Annotated in this window: 23 protein-coding genes; 15 read left to right on the top strand and 8 right to left on the bottom strand. The window is 63.3% G+C overall.

Going from position 1 to position 24,844, the window contains the following annotated elements; translation table 11 throughout:
* Positions 1–30: 30 nt before the first annotated feature.
* The gene (locus BLW08_RS15830) at positions 31–951 is read right to left on the bottom strand and encodes an oxygenase MpaB family protein (protein ID WP_091326275.1); all 921 of its coding nucleotides are present in this window, start codon (positions 949–951) and stop codon (positions 31–33) included.
* Between the two features lie 99 nt (positions 952–1,050).
* Positions 1,051–2,490, bottom strand: coding sequence for an MFS transporter (locus BLW08_RS15825; protein WP_091326396.1), 1,440 nt, complete (start codon positions 2,488–2,490; stop codon positions 1,051–1,053).
* A gap of 97 nt (positions 2,491–2,587) precedes the next feature.
* Here BLW08_RS15825 and BLW08_RS15820 point away from each other — a divergent pair, with 97 nt between their 5' ends.
* The 5 genes from BLW08_RS15820 to BLW08_RS15800 all read left to right on the top strand — a co-directional run bounded on the left by BLW08_RS15820 (position 2,588) and on the right by BLW08_RS15800 (position 8,173).
* Positions 2,588–2,980 carry a MarR family winged helix-turn-helix transcriptional regulator gene (locus BLW08_RS15820; protein ID WP_090824677.1) on the top strand — a complete coding sequence of 131 codons (393 nt, stop codon included), beginning with the start codon at positions 2,588–2,590 and terminating at the stop codon, positions 2,978–2,980.
* A gap of 189 nt (positions 2,981–3,169) precedes the next feature.
* A complete protein-coding gene (locus tag BLW08_RS15815) occupies positions 3,170–4,756 on the top strand; it encodes a molybdopterin-dependent oxidoreductase (RefSeq protein WP_254779902.1) in 1,587 nt (528 codons plus the stop codon).
* A 171-nt stretch (positions 4,757–4,927) separates the two neighbouring features.
* Positions 4,928–6,508 carry a M23 family metallopeptidase gene (locus tag BLW08_RS15810; RefSeq protein ID WP_175538726.1) on the top strand — a complete coding sequence of 527 codons (1,581 nt, stop codon included), beginning with the start codon at positions 4,928–4,930 and terminating at the stop codon, positions 6,506–6,508.
* A 76-nt stretch (positions 6,509–6,584) separates the two neighbouring features.
* Positions 6,585–7,067 carry a glutathione peroxidase gene (locus BLW08_RS15805; RefSeq protein ID WP_091326272.1) on the top strand — a complete coding sequence of 161 codons (483 nt, stop codon included), beginning with the start codon at positions 6,585–6,587 and terminating at the stop codon, positions 7,065–7,067.
* Between the two features lie 140 nt (positions 7,068–7,207).
* Positions 7,208–8,173: a phosphodiesterase gene (locus BLW08_RS15800; protein WP_091326270.1), complete on the top strand. Its 966-nt coding sequence runs from the start codon at positions 7,208–7,210 to the stop codon at positions 8,171–8,173.
* On the opposite strand, the gene BLW08_RS15795 is transcribed toward BLW08_RS15800, so the two are convergent.
* Both BLW08_RS15795 and BLW08_RS15790 read right to left on the bottom strand, forming a co-directional pair.
* A complete protein-coding gene (locus tag BLW08_RS15795) occupies positions 8,174–9,703 on the bottom strand; it encodes a stealth family protein (protein ID WP_254779911.1) in 1,530 nt (509 codons plus the stop codon).
* A gap of 101 nt (positions 9,704–9,804) precedes the next feature.
* Positions 9,805–10,725: a Cof-type HAD-IIB family hydrolase gene (locus BLW08_RS15790; RefSeq protein ID WP_090824688.1), complete on the bottom strand. Its 921-nt coding sequence runs from the start codon at positions 10,723–10,725 to the stop codon at positions 9,805–9,807.
* A 145-nt stretch (positions 10,726–10,870) separates the two neighbouring features.
* On the opposite strand from BLW08_RS15790, the gene BLW08_RS15785 reads away from it, so the two are divergent.
* Both BLW08_RS15785 and BLW08_RS15780 read left to right on the top strand, forming a co-directional pair.
* Positions 10,871–11,170: a type II toxin-antitoxin system VapB family antitoxin gene (locus BLW08_RS15785; RefSeq protein WP_090824690.1), complete on the top strand. Its 300-nt coding sequence runs from the start codon at positions 10,871–10,873 to the stop codon at positions 11,168–11,170.
* 58 nt (positions 11,171–11,228) lie between these two features.
* The gene (locus BLW08_RS15780; protein WP_091326393.1) at positions 11,229–11,882 is read left to right on the top strand and encodes a LytR C-terminal domain-containing protein; all 654 of its coding nucleotides are present in this window, start codon (positions 11,229–11,231) and stop codon (positions 11,880–11,882) included.
* On the opposite strand, the gene BLW08_RS15775 is transcribed toward BLW08_RS15780, so the two are convergent.
* A complete protein-coding gene (locus tag BLW08_RS15775; protein WP_091326268.1) occupies positions 11,879–12,610 on the bottom strand; it encodes a TetR/AcrR family transcriptional regulator in 732 nt (243 codons plus the stop codon). The two genes, BLW08_RS15780 and BLW08_RS15775, sit on opposite strands and share 4 nt — an antisense overlap.
* Positions 12,611–12,753: 143 nt before the next feature.
* On the opposite strand from BLW08_RS15775, the gene BLW08_RS15770 reads away from it, so the two are divergent.
* From BLW08_RS15770 to BLW08_RS15750, 5 genes are all read left to right on the top strand, one after another.
* Entirely contained in the window at positions 12,754–13,755 is a 1,002-nt protein-coding gene (locus BLW08_RS15770; protein WP_091326391.1) for a LacI family DNA-binding transcriptional regulator, read from the top strand.
* Between the two features lie 206 nt (positions 13,756–13,961).
* Positions 13,962–15,296: an extracellular solute-binding protein gene (locus BLW08_RS15765; RefSeq protein ID WP_091326266.1), complete on the top strand. Its 1,335-nt coding sequence runs from the start codon at positions 13,962–13,964 to the stop codon at positions 15,294–15,296.
* Between the two features lie 36 nt (positions 15,297–15,332).
* Positions 15,333–16,253: a carbohydrate ABC transporter permease gene (locus tag BLW08_RS15760; protein ID WP_091326265.1), complete on the top strand. Its 921-nt coding sequence runs from the start codon at positions 15,333–15,335 to the stop codon at positions 16,251–16,253.
* Positions 16,254–16,255: 2 nt separating this feature from the next.
* Positions 16,256–17,158, top strand: a complete 903-nt coding sequence (locus BLW08_RS15755; RefSeq protein ID WP_091326263.1) for a carbohydrate ABC transporter permease — start codon at positions 16,256–16,258, stop codon at positions 17,156–17,158.
* A gap of 51 nt (positions 17,159–17,209) precedes the next feature.
* The gene (locus BLW08_RS15750) at positions 17,210–18,748 is read left to right on the top strand and encodes an arabinosylfuranosidase ArfA (RefSeq protein WP_091326261.1); all 1,539 of its coding nucleotides are present in this window, start codon (positions 17,210–17,212) and stop codon (positions 18,746–18,748) included.
* Between the two features lie 91 nt (positions 18,749–18,839).
* Here the strand turns inward: BLW08_RS15750 and BLW08_RS15745 are convergent, their stop codons facing one another.
* Positions 18,840–19,538, bottom strand: a complete 699-nt coding sequence (locus tag BLW08_RS15745) for a DsbA family oxidoreductase (RefSeq protein WP_090824702.1) — start codon at positions 19,536–19,538, stop codon at positions 18,840–18,842.
* A gap of 148 nt (positions 19,539–19,686) precedes the next feature.
* Between BLW08_RS15745 and BLW08_RS15740 the strand changes: the two genes are divergently transcribed.
* Complete coding sequence (locus tag BLW08_RS15740) at positions 19,687–20,769, top strand: glycosyltransferase family 4 protein (RefSeq protein WP_091326259.1); 1,083 nt, start codon at positions 19,687–19,689, stop codon at positions 20,767–20,769.
* A gap of 85 nt (positions 20,770–20,854) precedes the next feature.
* A complete protein-coding gene (locus BLW08_RS15735; RefSeq protein WP_091326257.1) occupies positions 20,855–22,990 on the top strand; it encodes a glycogen debranching N-terminal domain-containing protein in 2,136 nt (711 codons plus the stop codon).
* 4 nt (positions 22,991–22,994) lie between these two features.
* Here the strand turns inward: BLW08_RS15735 and BLW08_RS15730 are convergent, their stop codons facing one another.
* The gene (locus tag BLW08_RS15730) at positions 22,995–23,525 is read right to left on the bottom strand and encodes a GNAT family N-acetyltransferase (RefSeq protein ID WP_091326256.1); all 531 of its coding nucleotides are present in this window, start codon (positions 23,523–23,525) and stop codon (positions 22,995–22,997) included.
* A gap of 229 nt (positions 23,526–23,754) precedes the next feature.
* On the opposite strand from BLW08_RS15730, the gene BLW08_RS15725 reads away from it, so the two are divergent.
* Positions 23,755–24,381, top strand: a complete 627-nt coding sequence (locus BLW08_RS15725) for a flavodoxin (protein ID WP_091326254.1) — start codon at positions 23,755–23,757, stop codon at positions 24,379–24,381.
* Between the two features lie 66 nt (positions 24,382–24,447).
* On the opposite strand, the gene BLW08_RS15720 is transcribed toward BLW08_RS15725, so the two are convergent.
* Entirely contained in the window at positions 24,448–24,840 is a 393-nt protein-coding gene (locus BLW08_RS15720; protein WP_090824723.1) for a universal stress protein, read from the bottom strand.
* Positions 24,841–24,844: the final 4 nt, after the last annotated feature.

The raw sequence follows: 24,844 nt of genomic DNA, 5'->3' as shown, positions 1-24,844 counted from the left end.
CCGGCCTTTGTTGTCGATTGAGAAAAACCTTCAGGCCGCGTAGCCGAGCCTCTGCAACCTCCTGCGGGCGGCCAGCTCACTTGGACCACGGGCACCCAGAGCAAAGCGGACCATGCCCAACACGGCTCTCGCCGCGGTGATCACGGGCAACGGAAGAGGGCCGAACCGTGCTGCCCGGAGTCCGAGGAGCTCGCGGTACTTGGGTTCAAGGCTGGCGACGGCGGCCGCGAACAGGATGCGGTACCCAGGCTGGAGCAATGGGCTCAGGGGCGGATAGCGAATGAAGGAAACGGTCTCAGCGAGGCGTTCGTCGGCGCGCAGGATCCCCGAGTGGTACCACTGCTCCAGTTCGTCCCGGACCTGCGACTCGGTGAGGGGCGGATTCTCCACCCCCATGAGCCTGCCCGCGGCTGCCCACTCCTGGACATAGGCGTCCGCGCCGCCAGGAATGGGCCTGCCCCATATGCGATTGGCGGTAATAAATGAGTCTGCATAGGTGACATGGACCCAGCGGAGGAGTTCGGGATCATTGGCGGCATAGTCGCGATGGACTCCATTGCCATCCACGTAGGACCCGCGGACTCGCTCGTGGATCTTCCGGACGCGGGCCGTCGCCGCCTCCGCGGCTTCGGTTGAACCGTAGGTCACCGTGAAGATCCACCGGACAGTGTTGGCCAGGCGGCCCAGCGGATCCTTCTGGAATCCCGAGTGCTCGTACACCCCGGCCAGCGCGCCGGGATGGAGGGCCTGCATCAACAGCACCCTGATCCCGGCCACGATGGTGGCCACATGCCCATGCACCGCCCAGACCGCCGACCCCGGAAGGTGATATCCGGCGTCGTTCCCTTCAGCGAGGCGTGGCACCCATTCCGGCGGGGTGCCCGACGTGCCCGTGAAGGTGCGCTGCAGCTCGTGCCTGTACTCGGTGAGGTAATTCCTCATGCATCCCATGAGACCCCGCAATTGCGCCCGTGTACAGGGGAGATTTTGTACAGGTAATGCCCCTAAGGCGAGCGCTCAAGGGCATTATCTGTACAAAAACCCGGGGGATTAGGCTCGGATTCGGCGTCGGGACGGCGCCGCTGCTACCAGCAAGGCAGCAATGGCGACGGCGGCACTCAGGATGAGTCCCGGACGGTACTGTTCCAGCATGGCTTGGGCGCTGACCGTACCGGCGCCCTGGCCGTGCCCGCTGACCAGCGCCGTGGTGACGGCCAGAACCAGGGCGGCTCCAACCTGCGTGCTGGTCTGGATCAAACCGGCGGCCAAACCCTGCTCGGAGTCCTTGATTCCGGCAGTGGCCTGGACGTTGATGGACGGGAAGGCCAGCGCGAAGCCGATGCCCAGCAGGACCACCGATGGCAGGATGTCCAGCGCGTAATTGGGCGTGGTGCCAACCCGGAGGAACAGGACGTAGCCCAGCCCCAGCGCGGTGAGGCCGGTGAGAATGAGTTGCGTGGCACCGAACTTCTCAATCAGCCTGTCCGCAAAGGGTGCGCTGGTGGCCACCAGCAAGCCTGCCGGCAGCAGGGCCAACGCCATTCCCAGAGGTGTCCAACCGAGCACCGACTGCAGGAACATAGTGACGATGAACTGGAAGCTCAGGTAGGAGCCGAACAATCCAACGGCACTGAGGTTTGCCCTGGCTACCCAGCCCTCCTTGAGGATGCTGAAGCGGATCAGCGGGTGCTTCACCTTGTTTTCGATCACGGCGAAGGCTGCCAGCACGGCAACAGAAACTGCGAACCCGGCGATTGTTGCCACAGATCCCCAGCCCTGCTCAGGTGCTGAAACCAAGGTGTACACCAGACCCAGCATGCCCAGCGCGAGCGTGACCGCTCCCCAGAAGTCGTGCCCACTGTCTTCAACGGACGGCTTGTCCTTGGGAATGAACTTGAGGCCCAGAAGGACAACGATCACGGCGATCGGCACCGAGACCAGGAACGTCCAGCGCCAGCTCAGGCTGGTCATCAAGCCGCCCACCACCAGGCCCAGTGAGAAGCCGCTGGCACCGAACGTGGTGAAGATGGACAGCGCCTTGTTGCGCTCGCGTCCCTCCGCGAAGTTGGTGGTGATGATGGAGAAGCCGGTGGGTGCCGTGAACGCGGCGGCCAGGCCCTTGATGAAACGGGTGGCAATCAGGATGGCGGGGTCGTCCACCAACCCGCCAAGAAGTGACGCCGCAGCGAACACTGTGAGAGCAATGAGGAAGATTCGACGGCGGCCCAACAGGTCCGCGAGTCGGCCGCCCAGGAGCAGCAGGCTCCCGTAGCCGAGAACATAGGCGGAGACGATCCACTGCAGGGAATCGGTGCCGAGGTTGAGTTCCTGTCCGATGGAAGGCAATGCAACACCGACCATGGAGACGTCCAGTCCGTCCAAAGCCAGGACGGTGCACACAACCATGAGCAGCAGCCACTGGGCCCGCGTCCAGCGGACGGCTGAGACCAAAGGCTCGACAGGCGTTTTGAGGGTGGTGGGTGATGTCATGGTCATCAATGTATATGACGCGTCATTCAATGACAAGGAATATGACGCGTCATCTTATGACATGGATTCCAACGGCGTCATGAACTAGAATCGGGACATGGCAACGACGCGTGACCGCCAGCTGCATGACCGCGAATTGGTTGAGCAGTGGCGCAGCATCCAGGACTCCTACTTCCGTACCGCAGGAGCGATCGACCGCGCCTTGGAAGCTAAATTCGACATTGGCCTGAACGAGTTCGAAATCCTTGATCTTGTGGCTGACAGTGAAGAGTCGGCGTGCCGTATGAAGGCCCTGGGGGAGCGCACACCCATGACCCAAAGCGCTGTTTCCAAGGTGGTTGACCGCCTGGAAAAGGCCGGCCTGGTGTCCCGCCAAACCTGCGTGGATGACCGCCGCTCCCTCTTCCTGGAACTCACCGAAGCGGGACGGGCGCTGCACTCCAGCGCCGCCGTGGAGCACCGCGCGCTGCTCAAGGAAAACCTGGGCTGACCGGGGAGTTCCCCGGTCGCTCGCGCAGTGTCCTCAGGCTACCTGCCGGACAAGCGCAGACCGTTTCAGGAACCGTGGAGCGCCCGCTGCGGGACTGCGTAGGGTGCTCTGGCTTCCGCGACCATCAAAGCGCCGGGCCGTGAGGGAGATTGCACCCATCCCCGCTCCCGCCCGCTCCGAATCACTGACATGAAAAAGCTCGGACTCCGGACCAAAGGCACCCACAGCATGGCCGCACTGGCAGGCGTGGTGTCGGCTGCCGTCGTGCTCGCCGTTGCGGAACTTGTAGGCGCATTCTTCACCGCCAGGGCAACCCCGGTGTTCGCGCTGGGATCCACGTTCATCGATTTCACGCCGCCTTGGATGAAGGACTTTGCGATCGCCACGTTCGGCACGAACGACAAGGCTGCGCTGTTTGTGGGCATGGGCCTGACGATCGCTGTGCTGGCCTGCGTTCTGGGGGTAGTGGCTTACAAGAAGTGGGCCCTTGGCGTCCTTGGTGTGCTGTTCATGGGTGCGGTGATTGTTGCCGCCGTTCTGACCCGTGCCGGGGTTGGGCCCGCCGACGCCATCCCCTCCGTGCTGGGAACCATTGCAGGCCTCATTGTCCTGCGTCGTCTCATGCGGCCGTTGTGGAGGATGAAAGCGTGGCCCGAAGCCCCCGCCGACGTAGCAGCCGACGCCGACTCCCAGGTTGGGGGCGCCGGCACCAGCCGCCGTCGTTTCTTCGCTGCCGCTGGGATCACAGCGGTAGCTGCCGGAATCGCGGCGACCGGCGGGCGGCTGCTCGGAGCGGCGCGCAACAACATAGCGCAGGCCCGCGACGCCCTCACACTGCCGTCGCCTGTGAAGGCTGCGCCCCCTGTTCCAGCCGGCGTCCAGTCCCCGGTGGCAGGAGTCTCCTCTTGGCTGACGCCTAACAACGAGTTCTACCGCATTGATACCGCCCTGAGTGTCCCGGAAATCAACGTCGAAGACTGGGTACTGCGGGTGCATGGAATGGTTGAGGAGGAAGTCACCCTCACGTTCCAGGACCTGCTGGACGCGGATCTGATCGAATCGCACGTCACTCTCACCTGCGTCTCCAACCCGGTGGGCGGAAAGCTGGCCGGAAACGCCAAGTGGTTGGGAATGCCCATCCGCGATGTCCTGGCCAGGGCCAAACCGAAGGACGGCGCGGACATGGTCCTCTCACGGTCCATCGACGGCTTCAGCGCCTCCACGCCACTGGAGGTCTTGCAGGATGACCGTGATGCCATGCTGGCGATCGGCATGAACGGGGAGCCCCTTCCCATAGAACACGGATACCCCGTACGGATGGTGGTTCCGGGACTGTACGGCTTCGTCTCCGCCACCAAATGGGTGGTGGACCTGGAAGTCACCCGCTTCGCGGACAGCAAGGCTTACTGGACCGAGCGCGGCTGGTCAGAACGCGGCCCCATCAAGACCATGGCTCGTGTGGACGTGCCCGGGTCCTTCGCGAAGTTGAAGGCAGGGAAGGTTGCCGTGGGCGGAACCGCTTGGGCGCAGACGCGAGGAATCACCAAGGTGGAAGTCCAGATCGACGACGGCGAGTGGGTGGAAGCAACCCTTTCCGATGAAGCATCCACGGTTACATGGCGCCAGTGGTCCTATGAATGGGATGCCACTCCAGGCATGCACTACGTCAAGGCCCGCGCCACCGACAGTACCGGGGAAGTCCAGACGGACAAGCGCGCCGACCCCGTACCTGACGGAGCCTCGGGCTGGCAGTCAGTGATGGTTACCGTCGAGTAACTTTGCCGATGTTAGGCGACCCGGAATTTTCCTCAAGAATCTTGATCCAATACTGAGCCAACCTTTCGGCAGATGGCACCCGGGAGGACTTTATTTCTGATCTGATTCCCGCAACAATGGTGCTTGCACGCCAGGCTGGGGTTTGGTGCCGCTGGCTTTGGGGAGTGTTTTGTGGGCAAGCATCATGAATCAGACCGGGTAGTTGACCTTATCCGCACCGAAGGTTTCCGACGCGTTTTCATCGCGGGAGGCCTCGCCGTTCTGGCTTTCTTCGCGTTTGGCTTCCAGCCCCTCAACGCCGCGTCCACTGGATCGATCAACGGAGCTTTGGCGCAGGGCTTCGTAGGGCCAACCTCCCTGGGCACATTGGTGCCACCCGAGGCTGAAACCCTGGTGATTGACCCCACCCTGGAACCACCGGAACAAACCGCCGGCACCCCCATGGTCTACTTCGACCGCGCCATGGTGCGCAGTGTCAGCAAAGACGGCTCCACTGGTCTCACCGTAGCGTCCGCCGGCCTGTCCAGGCCGCCGGCTGGAAGCCTCTACGCACCTCTTGAGGTCCTGAACCCGAGCTCGCCGTACGGCTACCGCTACAGCCCATTGACGGGCCTCGCCGGCGAATTCCACTGGGGCCAGGATTACGCCGCCGCCTGCGGAACGCGCGTCTACGCTGCCGACGCCGGCGTGGTCAGGGCAGTCGGCTGGCACATCTGGGGCGGCGGCAACAGGGTGGAAATTGAACACGGCAACGGCCTGGTCACCACCTACAACCACCTCCAGGCCATCGGCGTCACGCAGGGCCAATCCGTTCGCGTAGGCGAGGTCATTGCCGAGGTTGGGACCACTGGCTGGTCCACGGGCTGCCACCTGCACTTCGAGACGATCGTGAACGGCCTGCACACCAATCCCAACGGCTGGACCTACCTGCCCATGCGGCAGGTTGATCCGCTGCAGACCATCGCCATGGTGAACTACCAGCCGGGCGTCGGATCCGGGACCTCGGCAGCGCCACAGTGGGCCGTGCCGGTGGCCGACGGCACCAACCGCGCCGTCATCGGTGGCGAACACGAGGAACCCGTGGCCTTGCCCGTGGTGGTTCCGCCGGCCACGCCGGGAAGCACCCCGACCACCACCACACCGCCTGCCACGCAGACGCCACCACAGAGCCCGACGGCGTCGCCCTCACCTTCCGTTACGGCGACGCCCACCCCGACTGCAACGCCCACTCCGACAGCAACGGCCACTCCAACTGTCACGCCGACGCCCTCGCCGACGCAGACCGCTACGCCCTCGCCATCGGCCACAGCGACACCAACGCCTACGCCAACAGCCACCTCCACGCCAACTCCGACGGCCACGACCCCGGCAGCGACTACCGTTGCACCAACCGTAACGACGCCGTCCGCACCGGCGCCGGCCGCCGTCGTCGTGCCTCCCGTCGCTCCAGCACCTGCGGCACCTGCTCCCGCCGCTCCTGCTCCCGCCGTGGTGGCTCCAGCACCTGCGGCACCTGCTCCGGCGGTAGTGGCACCCGCGCCGGCACCGGCCGTCACGCAGGCGGTTGCTCCGGCGACGACTCCGGCGGCGCCCGTGGCCCCGGCGTTGCCAACCACGCCCGCGGCCGTCCTGGCCTCAACGCTCCCAGCCGTGGTTCTTCCGCCCGGATACATCCTGATAGCCCCGGACCTGGTCAAGCGTCCGGACGGTGTGATCGTGCCGTTGTCCACGCTCATCATTCCTTCGCCCTAGGTTTCGCGGCCCACGCCAGCTCCCGTAAGCTCGATGGCGGCAACCCCGCCAGCCGACGTCGTCAGGAAGCGATCCCATGACCAGCCTGTACAGCATTCCCCTCACGTTCAACGATGGCTCCGAAGCTGATTTCGGCCGCTTCGAGGGCAAAGCGGTCCTGGTGGTCAACGTCGCTTCCGAATGCGGTTACACGCGCCAATACGCAGGCCTGGAAGAGTTGTACGGCAAGTACCGCGAGCAGGGGTTTGAGATCCTTGGTGTGCCCTGCAACCAATTCGGTGGGCAAGAGCCCGGAGCTGACCAGGAAATCGCCGAATTCTGTGAACGGAACTTTGGGGTGTCCTTCCCGCTGACCACCAAGGCGAATGTTCTGGGCAAGCAGCAGCATCCCCTCTTCGCCGAGCTGACCCAGGACGGCGACGGGCAGCCCGCCAAGGTGAAATGGAACTTTGAGAAGTTCGTCATCAACCGGGGCGGTGAACTCGTCGCAAGGTTCCCATCCGCAGTGGAGCCTGACTCCGAAGACTTGGTAGAAGCAGTGGAAAAGGCGCTTGCCTAAAGCCATCGATTTCGAAGGGAGGAAAGTAATTTTCCAACATTCCGCCGGAAATTCGCCAGTTGTTGGCTTGTTGTCTGGTTGGATTGGCCCTACTGGATTGATACGGGAGACGCCGTCTCCCACCAAACGCTAAGGCAGCCATGGAGCTCATCGAGGCCGAGTACCCCAAACCAGGTCATGTGCTTTTGCACTTGAGTGATCTTCACCTGGTGGGTGGTCCGGGAACGCTCTATGGTTCTGTGGACAGCGCAACCAGGCTCCAGGAGATCTGCGACCAGATCATCGCCTCCCGGATCAGGCCCGAGGCCATCATCTTCACCGGAGACCTGGCTGACAAGGGCGAACTCGAAGCGTACAAGCGGCTCCGCGAAATGATCGAACCCGTCTGCGACGCCCTCGGAGCCAAGGCAATCTGGGCCATGGGCAACCACGACAACCGTGCCAACTTCCGGTCCGCTTTCGTGGACGCATCGGAGGCCAGCAGGCCGCATGACCCCGTGGACCGCAGCTACTTCGTCAACGGATTGCGCATCATCACCCTGGACACCACCGTTCCGGGCCACCACTACGGTGAGTTGTCGGAGGCCCAGCTTGAGTGGCTGGCCTCGGAACTGGCCACCCCTGCCCCGGACGGCACCATCCTGGCGCTGCACCACCCACCGGTCCCGTGCGTTCAGGACCTCGCTGTCCTGGTGGAGTTGCGCGGCCAAGCCGCATTGGCCGCCGTCGTCCGTAATACGGACGTCCGCACCATCCTGGGCGGCCACCTGCATTACTCCACGACGGCGGGCTTCGCCGGCATCCCGGTATCGGTCGCCTCGGCAACGTGTTACACACAGGACCTTGGGGTCCGCGCAGGCGGACAGCGGGGGCGGGACGGCGCGCAGTCGTACAACATGATCCACGTATACGAGCACACGATTGTGCATTCGGTGGTTCCAATGTCCGGCGGAGTCACCGTGGGCGAGCCCCTGGACGCAGCCGAGGTTCAGCGACGGTTGGCAGAAGCCGGCATCCGCATCCCGCACGAGTCCCGCGTGGGGGCCCACACGTCCCCGGGAACCCATACTTCTTCCCTGCCGCTTACCTCGCCCCGGGTGCCCTGACTACTTCTCCCAGGGAGCTTTCACCGGGAAGTACTTCTCCAGGAAGTCGGTCACCAGCTCGGCGCGTTCGTTGGACTCCACCTCAGGGAAGCTGCCGTCATTGAGGCAGAAGAAGTCCATGTGACGCTTGGCCAAAAGCTTGGGCAGGTAATGAAGTCCCGCCCACATGGTGGTGTCCACGTACCTGACCTTGGCGGTGGTTTGCGTGACGGCACGCCCGGTGAGCAGCGCGTAATAGTGGTAGAAGGAGTTGGTCACCGAGATGTTGTCGGCCGCACGGAAGCGGCTGCCGGCGGTCTTGGCGAATTCTGCCGGGAACTCCTTTTCCATCCGTGCCACCACGCTGCGCCGCAGGGGAGCCGCGGTGTGTTCGAGGTGCCGTGTGGTGATCCGGCCAAATCGCTCCCAGAGCAGCTTGCGGTTGACGCGCGCCGCATTCTCGAAGCCGCTCCGCTCGGCGTCGTTGTCGCCCAAGCCAATGCGGGTATCAGCTTCGATGAACTTGGTGATGCCGCCGGGCGTGAAGAACATATCCGGACCCACGGGACGGCCAAAGAACATGTCGTCATTGGAGTACAGGAAGTGTTCGGAGAGCCCGTCGATGTGGTGGAGCTGGCATTCAACGGCCTGCGAATTGTGGGTGGGCAGCACCGACGGATCCGCGAAGAACTCCTCGCTGCGCACGATGGTCACGGAGGGGTGGTCAGCCAGCCAGGAAGGTGCGGGTGAGTCCGTGGCGATGAAGATCCGCCGGATCCACGGCGCAAACATGTGGACTGATCGCAGGGCGTACTTCAGCTCGTTGATCTGGCGGAAGCGGGCCTCATGGTCGTCGCCCTCGCCGAGCACGGTTTCTGCCTGCTGGGCGCGCCGTCTGGCGATGTACTCGGGGTCGCTGCCATCCACCCAGGAAAATACAATATCCACGTCGAAGTCGATGTCGCTGGCATGATCGGCAAACATATTCTCGATGGTGGGCCATGTCAGGCCGTGCCGCTGGACCGTGCCGCGCACCGCATCCTGCCGCAGCATGGTGCGGCGGGTGAGGGAGTTCTCTACAGGGAGCTCGAGGTGATCGCCCTCGAACCTCCACAGCTCAAGCTGCACACCCAGGGCCGGCCCGTACCAGAGTCCGCCACCGGTCTCCACGCGGGGACGGTACAGGCGGAAGATGCGGGATTTCCGGTTGGCGCTCAGCTCACCGTCAGCCACCAGTACTGAGGTTTTCTTCTTCGCGTCCACGGTCATGGAGTAGAAGGGCTCATTCCGGAACGCTGACACCAGCGCCTCCCGGACGACCTTCCGCGACTCCCAGTCGACGGCGATGACCGGCCTCTCGTCATTACCGCGCACCAGGATGAAATCGACACCTGCGGCGTCCAACGCGGCCCGGACAGCCAGGAGATCGGACACCATGGCCTGTTGCGGGGTGAGATCAGCGTTGACCAGGGCGTAGCGCCCGCGGTGACGGACGACGTCGGACCTGTGCTTAAGATGCGCAACGACGGCAGGCGAGACTGCCTCGGCAATTGTGTCCTCTTCAACGGATGGGCTGCCGTGGTAAATCGGATCGACCTGTGCTTGAGTGATGGCTTTTTCTCCGGGATCGTGGGGTGCGGATGGTCAGGAACTTAGATGGACAGGGCCTCGCGCCAGCTGCGGAGGAAGGCCCCGCCGGCGTCGTCATGGATGACGTCGTCCGCCAGTTCCAGGTCAGCTGCCGTCAGGATGGTGTAGGGCTTCACCGGTACGCCGTCTGCGGGCCGGACGTCCACATGCTTCACATCGTGGTCGTTGTGGTGAAGCCAGTCTGCCATGGCGTAGTCCGTGCGGGAATCACCCACCGTCCGCCAAGCGAGCGGGGTGATGCCCTGGGCGGCCAGAAGTTCAACCGCGCGGCTGGCGCCGAGGTCCTTACCGAGGCGGACAGACTCGATGTCCGTGGAGATGATGGTGGGGTCCAGGCGGTAGTCTGCGGCGTCGTCGGATTCGGGCACGTGGTGGTCCAGGATGGCGGCATTCAGGCCGTGGCGGCCCATGATCTCCAGGGCATCGGCGTCGAAGAGCTTCTGCTCCGCAAGGTAGTCCGCGCTGGCCACTTCCAGGTGCTGCTCCACGGAGACCATGGCGCGCTTGGTCTCATCGAAGAACATGTGGGCGGAGTAATCCTCGGCAACCAACCGGCGGATATCGTCCCCATAGGCCGTGGGCACGGCGAGATCGTGGTCCACGTGGATGGGGCCGGGGCCTTCCGCTGTATAGCTGAACCAGACCGCGCCCTTCTCGCAAATGGCGTGGATGACGGTGTTTGCCGGCATTCCGGCGGCAATCATGGGTTCCATGACCTGCTCGCTGATGAACGCATCCGAGCGGCCCGTATTGAAGATGACGGGGATGCCGGCCGAAGCCAAGGCCACCAGGTCCGTAATGATGTCCGGTTTGACGTCCCGCGTCACAGGGCTGGCGATGGGGCCATCGACGTCCAGCAGCAACGCCAACGCGGGCGTGGAGTGGGCAGAGGTCCGGGCGGAACCTTGGAGCGGTTGAGTCATGCCCCTATTCTGTCAGTCCCTGCGGTTCCCTTCACAGCTATGACGCCTGTGACGCCATAGGAAGGTAAGTCACCTTTTGGCTACAACCTGCCTGTGCCGCGGGTCACAAGTTCCGTTAGCGCGGCATCTTCCCTAGGCTTGCAGGGTGATCTTCAAAGCTGTGGGCGAGGGACGCCCGTACCCTGACCATGGATACTCCGCGCCGCGGGACTGGGCTTCCCTGCCCCCGCGCCCTGTCCGCCTCGACGAACTTGTCACCACCAAAAGGACCCTGGATTTGGAGGCACTGTTGGCAGAAGACTCAACATTCTTTGGCGATCTGTTTCCGCACGTGGTCCAGTACCAGGGGGTCATGTACCTCGAGGACGGGCTCCACCGGGCCGTCCGCACAGCACTCCACCAGAGGACTGCGATCCACGCACGTGTATTGGTGATCGATGGCTAGGCTGGCCGGTCCGGAGCAGGACGCGGCCACGCCAAAAAAACGTAAGCGTCCCAAGGATGTGACGCAGCTCCACGGCCACCATGTGGTCACAGGGCCGGAACTGAGGGCAACGTTTGCCGAGGACGCCCGGGCCCCGAAGGGCCGGTTCGGGCGCCGCTTGTTCCACGGAATTGTCCTGGTGCTGCTGGTTGGCGTGATCGCCGCCGGCGCCGTAGGTGCCTGGGCCATCATGAACGGCGTGATCAAGGTGCCCACCGCGATCGCCAGCAAGGCCCCCATCAGCCTTTGCCCCACCACCACGTTCGACTACGTCCCCAACGAGACCGTGGCCCTGAACGTTTTCAACGCCACGTCCCGAGGGGGACTGGCAGGCACCGTTGCAGAGCAGTTCACGGCCCGCGGCTTCAAGGTGGGCTCGGTGGACAACAGTGATACTGCCTACTCGGGAGTGGGTGTGGTGGTTTCCGGAGTCAAGGGGCAGGCTGCAGCGTTCAACGTCCAGCGCAACCTTGCCGGCACGGATTACTTCCAGGACAACCGTGAGGACGAATCCGTGGATGTCATCCTCACGCCGGGCTATGAGGGCTTGGTGGAACCCCAATTGGTGGACCAGACCCCGGGCAAGCTGCTGTGCCCGCGCGAAGACCTGCGGATCGCGGACAACTCCAAGTGGCCCATCGTTCCCACGCTCCCGGCAGGGCAGCAACGCTAGCTGGCCAGGGCTTCTTGGTGAGGGGCGTCCTGTGCCGGTGCGTCGTGGGCCGGCGCGTCGTGGGCCGGCGCGTCCAGCCGGACAGGCCGGCCCGCCTCATCGAACCTGGCCCCCGCGCCCAACTGGATGAAGCGCACTGTTTGTTCTGTGCGGGCCTCGACGTCGGAGGCCGGGGCAGGCGGGGGAGTCTCGCCGTCGGGCGTTTTGTTGCGTCGTGCGGCACTGGCCGAGAGCGTTCCGTGAATGAGCCGCGCCAACTGGGCGACGTCGATGTCCGGAAGGTAGCCCTGCTGGACGCCGTCCTGCAGGATGTCCTGGAGCAGGACGTTGAGGTCGCCAACGTGGTCCGCGAGCTTCGCGAAGGAGCCGGGAGAGAGGACGGCGGCCATTGCCGGTCCTGGAGGCAGGTGCCGGCGGCTCAGGTCCTCTACCTGGGTGCGGACGTACAGCGCCAACCGGTCTACAGGATTCCCCAGCGCGGCCAGCGAGTCCCGGAGGTCAACAATGAAGCGTTCGGTCTCATCCAGGGCGTACGCGATGAGCAGCTGTTCCATGTCTGCGTAATAGTTGTAGACCGCTGTCCGGCCAACACCGGCGTGGCGGGCGACGTCCGTCATGGTGAGGCCGGGAAGGCCGTGGGTGAAGAGGAGCTCTCCAAACGCGGTCAAAATCCGACGTTGGGTCTCGGCGCGTTGGGCAGCGTTCGTGGCGGCCGTGATCCTGGGCATATAGACACTTTACAGCGATCTGTCACCAAGTATCGCGGGTTTTTGTACACCTGACGCCCTTAAGGGGGCTCTTCGAGGGCATTATCTGGACAAAAACTCGCGTAGCATCAAGGAAAATCGGTCAAGTGCATTGAGGGGGCGTGTTGCGCGCAACGGTCAAGGACGTAGCGCGCCGCGCAGGGGTATCGCCCAAGACGGTCTCCAACGTCATGAATGGAATTGTGCCAGTCAGTGGCCCTACCCGGGAGCGGGTGGAGCAGGCCATGGCCGAATTGGATTACGTCCCCAATCTGTCCGCCCGAGGCCTGCGCAATGGCCGCTCCGGTGTCATTGGCCTGGCCCTGCCGGACCTGGCAACTCCCTTCTCGGCAGAGGTGGCCCACCACATTGTGGAGGTGGCGCACCAGCAAGGATGGAGCGTCCAGATCGAAGAGACGGGATCGGATCCACAGCGCGAACAGGAGCTGATGACCCGGGCGAGGTCCAACCTCATTGACGGACTGATCCTCAACCCCGTGGTCCTGGACGAGAGTGCCGTGAAGGTTGGCGTGGCGCTGCCGCCAGTGGTCCTGCTGGGCGAGGTCTCGCAGCAGTTGGCTGACCGCGTGTTTGTGGACAGCTTTGCGGCCGCGCGGGAGATGACCCTGGCTCTGGCCAGGTCCGGACGCCGGCGCATCGCCGTGCTGGGCACCACTCAGGGGCGCGGATCTGCGGCAGCCATTCAGCGCACCCAGGGGTATGAAGATGCGCTAAAGATCCTGGGCCTTCCCCGGGATGAGTCGCTGCTGATTCCGTGTGAGAAGTGGACCCCGGAAACCGCGGCCACAGCGCTGGGTGCCTTCCTGGACAAGAACCCTGTTCCCGAGGCCTTGTTCTGCTTCACCGATTCCATGGCTATTGGTGCCCTCAGTGTGCTCTGGAAGCGGGGCTTGCGCGTTCCTGAGGACATTGCAGTGGCAGGTTTTGACGACATTGCGGATGGTCGTTATGCGGTTCCATCCCTGACCACTGTCTCTTTCGACAAACGCACCATCGCCAGGGAGGCTCTGCGCCTGCTGACCGAACGCATGGGGGACAGGGGCTCCGCCCAGCGGGTAGTCAGCGTTGATTTCAGCATCGTTGAACGGGACAGCACGCGGGCTTAGCTTGTTGCGGCCGAAAGCTTGAGCCGAGAGTCATCGATCAAATTGTGTGCGCTAACAATTTTCTCTTGCTCCGCCTATTACATCGATGTAATGTGAGACCTGCGTCACCCCAGGGCCCACCATCAGCCCCAGTGCGGGACGCGCCGGAGCCGGATTTGAGCAACACAGCAGTGACCTTTCAGCGGACCCATCCAAAGGAGTGACGGGTGAAGCAGTTTGAATCTTTGACCGGGAAACAGTTGTCCCGGAGACAGTTAATGACAGGATCAGCCCTCCTTGGAGGAGGACTCCTGGCCGCAGGCCTCACCGGCTGCGGAGGCGCCGCGCAGGCTGCCTCCGTGCAGGATATTGATTTTTGGCACCTCCTGTCCGGCGGCGATGGCATCAAGATGCAGGCCATGATCAACGCAGCCAACCAGGCCACCCCCGGATTCAAGGTGCACCCCACAGTGCTCGCCTGGGGGCCGCCGTACTACACCAAACTGGCCATGGCATCGGCGGGAGGCCGCCCGCCGGAGGTGGCCATCATGCACGCCAGCCGGGTCCCTGGCTACGCGCCGGGAGGACTCATTGAGCCGTGGGACCTTGATTTGCTGGCGGAAAACGGAGTCACCGCTGCGGACTTTGCCCCCAGAATTTGGGAGAAAAGCCAGCACAACGGCAAGGTCTTCTCCATCGCACTGGATTCCCACCCGTTCGTCATGTTCTACAACACTGACGTGGCCGGCAAAGCGGGTGTCCTGGGGACCAACGGTCAGCTTCAGGAGGTGGGCTCGCCGGAAGAGTTCAAAGCCATGGCTTTGGAAATGCAGAAGGTCACCAAGGCCCACGGACTCTCCTTCGGGTACCTCGGCAGCGGTTCGCAAATGTGGCGCCTGTTCTACACCCTTTACAAGCAGCACGGTGTTGACATGGAGCTGACGCCGGGACAGCCCATGAAGGTGGACCGGGAAGCGGCCATTGAGTCGCTGGAGTTCATGGCCTCCCTCTTTGATGACACCATCGCCGCCCAGGCGGGGGATATCAGTACGGGCATCGCGGAGTTTGCCCGCGGCGGATCGGGCATGCTGTTCAGCGGGGTGTGGGAACTGCCCACCATGAAGAAGGCCGGAATACCCGTTGATGCGGCCACCATTCCCACGCTGTACGGGACACCTGCCTCCTATGCGGACTCGCATTCCTTTGTCCTCCCGCGCCAACTGACGCTGAACGAGGACAAACGCAGGGACGTCTACAAGTTCGTCACCGATGTCCTCAAAGGATCGCTGTCCTGGGCTGAGGCCGGACACATCCCCGGATACCAGCCCGTGGTCCAGTCACAGGCCTACCGCGAACTCACGCCCCAGATTCACTACGCCAACGCGGCGGACATCATCGCCTACGATCCCGAATCCTGGTTCAGCGGTTCGGGCTCGGACTGGCAAACCTACTTCGCGGAGAACGTCCAGAACGTCCTTCTGGGAAGGGACAAGGCAGCTGCAGGATGGGATGCCTTCGAACAACGCACCAACACCCTCCTCTCCCGTCCCAACCCGGTCTAACCGGCCCTTGTACCGAGTGACCAAAGGAGTTCTTGAATGAGTACCTCTACGCTGTCCCGGCCCAGGCCGGAGACTCTCCGCAAACCCACCAGCCGCACCCGGAGCAACCTGAGCGGCTGGGGATTCGCCGCCCCGTTCCTTGCCTTCTTCCTTGTTTTCCTGGTGTGGCCCATCGTCTACGGCTTCTACATGAGCCTCAAGGGCAAGTCCCTCACCGGCGCAAACGACAGCCTGATCGGCTTCGCGAACTATGCCGAAGCCCTGGCCGACGCCGATATGTGGCGTTCCCTGGGCAACACCCTCTACTTCACGGTGATCAGCACGGTCCCGTTGGTCCTCGTCGCGTTGGTCATGGCCGCGCTGCTCAATATCGGGCTGCCGGCCCAGTGGCTGTGGCGACTGTCCTACTTTGCGCCGTACCTGCTGGCTTCCACGGTGGTTTCCTTGTTCTTCACCTGGATGTACAACCCTCAGCTTGGCCTGATCAATGAGTTCCTGACAGGAATCGGCCTCCCAAGGGTTGCCTGGCTCAATGATCCCAACGTGGCCATGTGGGCGATCGTCATCGCCACGCTCTGGTGGACCGTGGGCTTCAACTTCCTGCTCTACCTGGCCGCGATGCAGAACATTCCGGCCCAGCACTATGAGGCAGCATCTCTCGATGGCGCAGGCGCCTGGCGGCAGTTCTTCTCCATCACCCTGCCGCAGCTCACCCCCACCACCGTCATGATCGTGCTGCTGCAGATCCTGGCGTCCTTGAAGATCTTCGATCAGGTGTACCAGATGACCGCAGGCGGCCCCGGGGGATCCACCCGGCCCGTGGTCCAGTACATCTTCGAAACCGGGTTCACCGGTTACCGGCTGGGTTACTCGGCAGCCATCTCCTACATCTTCTTCGGACTGATCGTGGTCATCTCGGTCATGCAGTTCGTCATCACCCGCCGCAGGAGTGCATAACCATGGCAATCCCTACCCTGACCCGTCCCGCACCACATGCCACCACAGCAGATAGCCTCACGATCCGCCAACCTCGCAAGAAGCTGACGGTAGGCCGGATCGCGGCCATCGCCGTCGCAGCCTTCATTGCCGTGCTCTGGCTGATCCCGTTCGCGTGGGCCACGGCCACCGCTTTCAAGACCGAGACGGATGCCGCGGCCCCGGACGTCACCTGGCTGCCGCCGTCGGGCTTCACACCTGAAGCGTTCGTCAAGGTGTTCCAGGACGGCAACATCCCGCTCTGGACGTGGAACTCGCTCTACACCTCGGCAGCTATCACGGCCATCACGCTGGTGATTTCGGCGCTGGTTGCGTACGCGCTCTCCAGGATCGACTTCAAGGGCAAGAAGGTGCTGATGACGGTGATCATCGCGTCCATCATCATCCCGCCGCCCGTGATGATCATCCCGTTGTTCTACCAAATGCTGGCGCTGAACCTGATCGATACCTCGTGGGCCATCATCCTGCCGCAGGTCATCCACCCGGCCATGGTGTTCGTGCTGAAGAAGTTCTTCGACCAGATCCCGCGTGAACTCGAGGAAGCCGCCGTGATGGACGGTGCCAGCCGCTTGCGGATCTTCACCCAAATCATCCTGCCGTTGTCCCGGCCCATCCTGGCCGCCGTCGCGATCTTTGTGTTCATCGGCGCCTGGAACAACTTCCTCTGGCCGTTCATCGCCACCAACGACGGCAACCTGCTGACCCTCCCGGTCGGATTGCAGACCATCAAGAGCGCCTACGGCATCCAGTACGCGCAGAACATGGCGTCCGCCCTGCTTGCGGCACTGCCGCTGATTGTCGTCTTCCTGTTCTTCCAGCGCCAAATCATCAAAGGCGTCGCGACGACGGGACTTGCCGGAACCTGACCGGCCGCCTCTTTTGTCAACCAAAGTTTCAGAACACAACCAAGGAGATACATGTCCCGCGCACGCATCACCCTCGACCGCGACTTCACCATTGGCGAGGTACCCCGACGACTCTTCGGCTCCTTCGTGGAGCACATGGGCCGCTGTGTTTACACCGGCATCTACGAACCCGGGCACCCGGAGGCCGACGAGAACGGTTTCCGGCAGGACGTCATGAAGCTCGTGAAGGAACTCGGCGCCACCGTGATCCGGTACCCCGGCGGCAACTTCGTCTCCGGCTACAACTGGGAAGACGGGATTGGCCCCGTGGAAAACCGGCCGCGCCGCTTGGACGGGGCCTGGCACACCGTGGAGACCAACGCCTTTGGCCTGCACGAGTTTGTGGACTGGTCCAAGCAGGCCGGCACGGAAATCATGGAAGCCATCAACCTGGGCACCAGGGGAGTGGACGCTGCCCGCGAGATCGTGGAGTACGCCAACCACCCCGGCGGAACCTATCTGTCAGACCTCCGTGCCAAGAACGGCCACAAGGACCCGTTCAACATCAAGCTCTGGTGCTTGGGCAACGAGTTGGACGGGCCGTGGCAGATCGGCCACAAAACCGCCGACGAATACGGACGCCTGGCACAGGAAGCTGCCAAGGCCATGCGGTTCGTTGACCCCACGCTGGAGTTGGTGGCCTGCGGCAGTTCCAGCTCTTCGATGCCAACGTTCGGTGCGTGGGAGCAGACCGTCCTCACCCACACCTATGACGAAGTGGATTACGTGTCCCTCCACGCCTACTACCAGGAGCACGACGGCGACGTCGGCAGCTTCCTGGCCTCCGCCGTCGACACCGACTACTTCATTGAGTCAGTGATCGCCACCGCGGACGCCGTCCGGGCCAAGGGCAAGCACAAGAAGCACATCAACCTGTCCTTCGATGAGTGGAACGTTTGGTACCAGCGCGGCCTGGATACCGAGGATCAGCCGCACAACGTGGCCAAGGCCGGCTGGCGTGAGCACCCCCGCGTGATCGAGGACAAGTACAACGTGACCGACGCCGTGGTGGTGGGAACGCTGCTCAACTCGCTGCTGCGCCACGGTGACCGCGTGAAAATCGCCAACCAGGCGCAGCTGGTCAACGTCATTGCGCCCATCTTGTCCGAGGAGAACGGCCCGGCGTGGAAGCAGACCATTTTCCACCCGTTCGCGCGCATGGCCGAGCTCGCCAAGGGCCAGATCCTGCGGCTCTCGGTGGACTCGGACAAGTACTCGAACAGCCGCTTTGGAGACACCGATCTGGTGGACGTCAGCGCAACCTGGAATGAAGAAACGGGCAGGCTGGCACTGTTCTTTGCCAACCGCGGGCTGGAAGAAGCCGCCGACGTCGAGGTTGCCTTGCGTGGTTTCGACGCCCGCCAGGTGATCCGCGCCGAGGTCCTGGAAATCCCCGAGGGTGGCGACCGTTTGACCATCAACAGCCAGGGTCAGCCGGGCCGCGTTGGCCTGACCGCTCTGGACGGTGTGAAGGTGACTGGCTCCGAACTCCGCCTGACGCTTCCCGCATTGTCCTGGGCCGTCGTCGAGCTTGACGTGGTGAAGGGCTAACGCCGTACGCGAAAGGCGGGCAGCTGGGGAAGCTGCCCGCCTTTGGCGTGCTTTATGCCTGCAATCGGGAAGGCCCGACGGCGGGGGCTGCTTAGACCGCGCAGCCGTCAGGGCCGCAGGCCTCAGCGTCAGAGGCGCCCACCGGGATCAGCGGGTTTGCTTCCTGCCATGCCTGGTTCAGGGCCTCGCTGAAGAGATCTGCGGGCTGGGCGCCGGAGATGCCGTACTTGCGGTCAATGACGAAGAACGGGACGCCGGTGACGCCGATGGCGCGGGCCTCGTTGATGTCCTGGTTGACCTCCTCGGTGTATTTGTCCGAGGTGAAGAGTTCAGCCACTTCATCTTCCGGGAGGTCCAGTGCGGCGCCGAGTCCGGTGAGGTAGTCCTGGTTGCCGATGTCCTTGCCGTGCTCAAAGTGGTCGCTGAGCAGCTGCTCCTTGACGGCGTCCTGGCGGCCGTGGGCAGCGGCGAGGTGGATGAGGCGGTGAGCGGTGAAGCTGTTGGCCACCACCACCTTGTCGAAGTGGTAGTCCAGGCCTTCGCCCTTTGCCGTCTCCGTGACGTGGGCGAACATCTGCTTGACCTGCTCCGGAGCCATGCCCTTGCGGTTGCTCAGGTAGTCCAGCTCCGTGCCGTCATAGTGCTCCGGGACGGTGGGGTCCAGCTGGTAACTCTTCCACTCGATCTCCACGGAATCGCGGTGCGGGAACTGTGCCAGGGCGGTCTCGAAACGGCGCTTGCCGATGTAGCACCAAGGACACGCGACGTCTGACCAGATCTCAATCTTCATGCTTTCTCCAACCGGGTGAGCGGGCCGGCCATTCCTTACACGGCTGTTATTTTCATCACCCGTTGCCCTCCCGGGGACAGCCCCATACCCTTGGAAAGGGTTATGAAGCCAGCCCTCGGACTGGGGGTTTTGCGCGGAGGCTGACAACGTGCGCATAGGACTCATTGTTGGACCCTGGTTTACCGTCCCACCGGAACGATACGGCGGAACCGAACGCGTTGTGGACGCCCTGGCGCGGGCATTGGTGGACGCGGGACATGAGGTTCTCCTGGCCACCACCGCGGACAGCAGCTGCCCCGTTCCACACCTTCCAGGCTTCGAAGCCAGCAGACCCGAAGAACTGGGGAGCAGCCTCAGCGAGCTGGCCCACGTGATCAAGGCCTACCGGGGACTTCATGACGTTGACATCATCCACGACCACACTCTTGTGGGTCCCCTCTACGCGCATAGACCACCCTGCGTGCCAGTGGTTACCACCATCCATGGACCGCTGTTTCCGCGGGCCATTGAGCTGTACCGCGACATGGCCCCGGACACTGCTGTGCTTGCCATCTCCCACGACCAGCACAGCCGGGTCCCCGAGCTGCCCATAGCAGCGGTGATCCACCACGGCCTTGATCCTTCCACCGTCTCCGTAGGTGCAGGACAGGGTGGATATGCGTGCTTTGTGGGCCGGATGTGTCCCGACAAAGGGCTCCTTGAAGCGATCGATGTTGCCCGGGCGGCCGGAATGCCCCTGCGGATTGCAGCCAAGATGCACGCCCCCGAGGAGAAGCAGTTCTTCGGTGAGGTGATTGAACCGATGCTGGGCCCCAACGAGGAGTTCCTGGGTGAACTGTCCGATCCGGAGAAGTTCCAGCTGATGGGTGAAGCGACCGTTTTGCTCAACCCCCTCCAATGGCATGAACCGTTCGGGCTGGTGATGATCGAGGCCTTGGCCACCGGCACACCGGTGGTAGCCACCCGCATGGGAGCGGCGCCGGAAATCATCACCGATGGCGTCACCGGATACCTGGGTGGGACGGACCAACTCGCCCATCTTGTCAACGCGGCCCGCACCCTCAACCGTGCTGACTGCCGGCGATCAGTGGACGAATACTTCAACGCTGCACGAATGGCCGCAGACCACCTCAGGCTCTATTCCGCGGTCATCGATCAGTTCAACGTCAAAGGCCTTTCCGACGACGCCGACGTGCACCAGAATCAGAGGCAAGCTCCCATCAACCTGTGATCAAACAACTAGTGATCGAACAACCTGTGATTGAACAACCCGAGACAACCAGCCGGGACGCTGGTGGAAGAAGGTTCAGTGTGACATGACCGCCTGGAATGAAGACACCGAAGCCGGCGCGTCAGAACTGGGTGCCGTCACCGTCGTCGAAGGTTCCTCCTTCTGTATCTCCTCGCATTCCGGCGACATCCACGGCGGCGGTTCCCAGGGTGCCTACTACCAGGACACCCGGATAGTGTCCCGTTGGATCCTGCGGGTCAACGGGGCGTTGCGGGAACCGCTGGTGGCCCGCAACCCCACGGCATTCCAAGCCGAATACGTGGGCCGGGCGTGCTCCACTGATGGCAGGTTCGACAGCCCGCTGGTGGTTCAGCACCAACGGCACGTCGGGTCAGGGCTGCGGGACGACATCACCATCAGGAACTACTCATCGCAGGAAGCTCCCTGCCACCTTGAGTTGTTGCTCGATGCCGACCTGGCGGACCTCTTCGACGTCAAGGGCGGCAGGACGGGCAAATCTTCGCCAGCGGTAACAACGGCGCACAAGAAAGAACTGCACATCGAGTCGGTCCACGCCACGGGTCAACGCAGGGGAGTGTCATTCCGGGCCTCCGGTGCCAAGGTGTCCAAGGACGGATTGGCATTCCACGTCATCATCCCGGCGCGCAGCCAATGGTCCACCAGCATCATCGCCCTCCCGCTGACCAACGGCGAGGGACCCAACGATCCCTTTACCGAGACCACCCCGCTGCATCACACCCCGGGCGTCCGCCGCCATGTGGAATGGGAAGAGCACGTTCCCCGGATAGCAGTGACGGATACCAATGTGGAGGACGTCCTGGAACGCAGCCAACGGGACCTGGGCTCCCTGCGGATCTTCGACCCCGCACACCCGGGCCGTGCCGCCGTCGCGGCCGGCGCTCCCTGGTTCATGGCACTGTTCGGCCGTGACTCGCTGTTGGCCTCCTATATGTCACTCATGGTGGATCCCAATCTGGCCGCCGGAACCTTGCAGACGTTGGCAGCGCTGCAAGGGACCAAGGTAGATGCCAACTCTGAAGAAGAACCCGGACGCATCCCCCACGAAGTGCGGCTTGGAGTCACCGCAGGACTTGCCTTGGGCGGCACCGCTTACTACGGGACCGCTGACGCGACACCCTTGTTCGTGTCCACGCTCGGCGAGCTCAGCAGGTGGGGGCTCGGTGCGGACATCATCGACTCCCTTCTCCCGCACGCGGACCGGGCCATCGAGTGGATGGAGAAATACGGCGACCGGGACGGCGATGGATTCATTGAGTACCAACGGTCCAACAAGCACGGGCTGGTGAACCAGGGATGGAAGGACTCCTGGGACGGCATCAACTTCGCTGACGGCCGCATGGCGGAGACCCCCATGGCACTCTGCGAGGTGCAGGCCTACGCTTACGCGGCCTACGTGGGACGGTCGCTGCTGGCGCGGGCGGCGGGTGATACCGCCGTCGAACGCCGTTGCGCAGACCGCGCCGCAGCGCTGAAAGCCGCCTTCAACGAGGCGTTCTGGCTCCCGGACAAGGGCTATTTCGCGCTGGCGCTGGATAAGGACAAGAAGCCAGTGGACTCCTGCACCTCCAACATGGGGCACTGCCTGTGGGTGGGCATTGTGGACGAGGACAAGGCGCCGCTGGTGGCGGAGCGGCTCATGTCACCGGAGATGTTCACCGGCTGGGGCATCCGCACCCTGGGGTCGGACATGGGGGCGTACAACCCCGTCAGCTATCACAACGGCTCGGTCTGGCCGCACGATACTGCCCTGGTGGCCACAGGACTCATGCGGTACGGCTTCGTCAAGGAAGCCAGCCGGGTTGCGAGCGGATTGTTCGACGCCGCCGAACACTTTGGCGGTCAGCTCCCTGAGCTCTTCTGCGGCTTTGACCGTTCAGACTTTTCGGAGCCGGTTCCGTACCCGACGGCGTGTTCCCCCCAGGCGTGGGCTGCTGCGGCGCCGATCCAACTCGCCAGGATCCTGCTCAGGTTCGACCCCGACTTCACTCGGAACGTCCTGCACTTGGCGCCAATCCTGCCCGATGCTTATGGGTCCTTCCGCGCCGACAACGTGCTGTTGGGGCGCTCGAGGATCACCCTTCAGGCCTCCGGTTCGTCCGGGACAGTCACCGGACTTCCTGCCGGACTGGAGCTGCGGAGTGACCCCCGGCCGCCGCTGACGGGAGACCTGTTCGGCTAGCGTCTTAGAGCTCGTACTCCATGACGAAGTCGTGTTCCACCGTGTTGCCGAGCTTGAACGACTTTGTTCCTACCCGCTGGAAGCCGCTCTTCTCGTAGAAGCGGATGGCCTTGGCATTCTCGCTGTTCACGCCGAGCCATACCCCGGCCGCGCCCTTGTCCGCTGCATGGGCCAGTGAAGCCTGCATGAGCCGCGATGCTGCCCCTTGTCCGTGGTGCTCGGGGTGGACGTAGCATTTGCTGAGCTCCGTTGAGGGGAGTGCCGAGAGGACGGAGGCGACGTCGGGATCGCTTGCCGGCTTGGCAACCAGGAGCGTGTACCCGTTCAGCTGCCCGTCGTCGTCGAGCACCAGGATGGTGATGTTCGCGTCGGCGAGGTAGTCCACAAAGTTGGCCTCGCTCAGCGTTTTCCCGATGTGGGCCTGGATATCAGCAGGAGAGGCACCCGGCGGGCAGGCCAGCGGGAAGGTGACGGCGGCAAGCTCAGCCAGCTTCCCGGCGTCGTGCGTTGTTGCGGTGCGTATGGTCTCAGTCACGTGGTCCCCTTGCGAGTTTTTGTACAGGTAATGCCCCTAAGAACGAATCTTAAGGGCATTAGCTGGACGAAAACTGGTTCACGGCGAAGCAGGAACTGGCAGTACACCTCACAGCAGGCACTCCCGCGGCGATGACGTGGCTGGTTCCCTTGAACCAGGACCCATCTGCGAAAGGACACGAGTGCACCGAGTCATTAGCCCAATTCCAGCCCTGGACCGTCGCACTCTCATGCGCACCGCCCTTGCGGGAGCGGCAGGCGGCGTGCTTGCCACCGGAGCCGCCGGATGTCAGCCGTCGCAGCAGGGAACGTCGCAGCAGGGAACCACAGGCAAGCGGGTCCTGCTCGCCTTCTTCTCGCGGGCCGGCGAGAACTATTACTACGGCGACCGAATCAACCTCGAGGTCGGCAACACCGAAGTCCTGGCCGGGATGATCAGGTCCCGCATCTCCTGTGACGTCTACCGGATCGAAGCCACTGACCCTTATCCGTTTGACTACGGGGAAACCGTCGCGCGGAATTCGCTGGAACAGGACTCCGACGCACGCCCCGCCATCGCCAATGCCCTTCCCTCCATTGATCAATACGACACCGTACTTCTGGCAAGCGGCATCTGGGGCAGCCGTGCCCCGATGATCATGGCCACGTTCACGGAGGGGCTGGATTTCGCAGGTAAGACGGTCCACCCTGTGGTGACGTACGCCGTGAGTGGCCTGGGCTCCACGGAGCGGGACTATGCCGAATCGTGCCGGGGAGCCACGGTGGGGCAGGGGCTCGCCGTACGTGGTGAGGAAGTCAACCAAGGAGGGGCCGCCGTCGAAAGTTGGCTCCGTGACAACCAGCTGCCCGCCAGCTGACCCGGACAAAACGTACGACGGCGGCTGGTCACCCGGGTGACCAGCCGCCGTCGCGCTTTCTGGAAGTTAGTCCGCTTTGACCGCGAGCACCGGGCAGTCAGCTTCGAGCAGGATCCGCTGGGAGACACTGCCCATGATGAGCTTGCCTACCGGGCTGCGGCGGCGAAGGCCGATGACAATCAAGTTGGCTTCATTCTCGTCGGCGGCGTCCAGGACCTCAGCTGCTGCATCGTGCCCGCGGACCGGTTGCTTGATGATGTGCTGGATGCCGTGCTCGGCGAGGCGCTCCTCGATGCTTTGGATATCCGGTTCCTGGGCGTACCGGTTATCCACCAGGGCGTCGCCCTTGGACGAGTTGATGACCAGCAGTGTGTCGTTGCTTTTCTTGGCCTCGGCGATGGCCTGCGTCAGTGCCGCTTCGCCTTCAGGTGTGGGGACGTATCCCACCACGATGGTCATGGTT

Origin of the sequence: Arthrobacter sp. cf158 (assembly GCF_900106835.1) — a bacterium.
Classification (GTDB): Bacteria; Actinomycetota; Actinomycetes; order Actinomycetales; family Micrococcaceae; genus Arthrobacter.
This window is presented reverse-complemented; position numbering and strand designations above follow the sequence as displayed.